At 68.3% G+C, this 499-nt stretch carries 1 protein-coding gene; it reads left to right on the top strand.

The window, feature by feature from the left end; genetic code table 11:
- A partial coding sequence (locus EOA27_RS39675) for an EamA family transporter (RefSeq protein ID WP_145970953.1) occupies nucleotides 1–499 on the top strand: 499 nt, incomplete at both ends.

The following is a 499-nucleotide window of genomic DNA, read 5'->3' as shown; positions in this document are numbered from 1 at the left end:
TGTCGTCGGCGCGCTGCTCGGCCTTGCCGGTACCTTCCTGATCGTCACCAAGGGCGGCGGGCTGGCCTTCGATGCGCGCTATGCCTTCGGCTACGCGATGGCCGCCGTCTGCGCGCTGCTGTGGTCGTCCTATTCGCTTCTGTCGCGGCGCTTCCCATCGGTGCCGACCTCCATCGTCACCTGGTTCTGTTTGGCGACGTCGGTGCTGTCGCTGGTCTGCCATTTTCTGCTTGAGGAGACCGTGCTGCCCGACGGCCCCGGACAGTGGCTGGCCGTCATCGGGCTCGGCCTGATGCCGGTTGGCGCGGCCTTCTATGCCTGGGACATCGGCGTCAAGCGCGGCAACATACAGGTCCTGGGCGCCGCGAGCTATGCCGCGCCGCTGTTGTCGACGCTGGTGCTGATCGCCGCCGGCGTCGCCGAGCCGTCGCTGCGCATCCTCGCGGCCTGCCTGCTCATCACCGGGGGTGCTGCGCTGGCCGCGAAGTCTCTGCTGATG

It is taken from the genome of Mesorhizobium sp. M2A.F.Ca.ET.037.01.1.1 (assembly GCF_003998075.1).
Lineage (GTDB): Bacteria > Pseudomonadota > Alphaproteobacteria > Rhizobiales > Rhizobiaceae > Mesorhizobium.
Note: the sequence above shows the minus strand (reverse complement) of the source record. Positions and strands in the feature narration are given on the sequence as shown.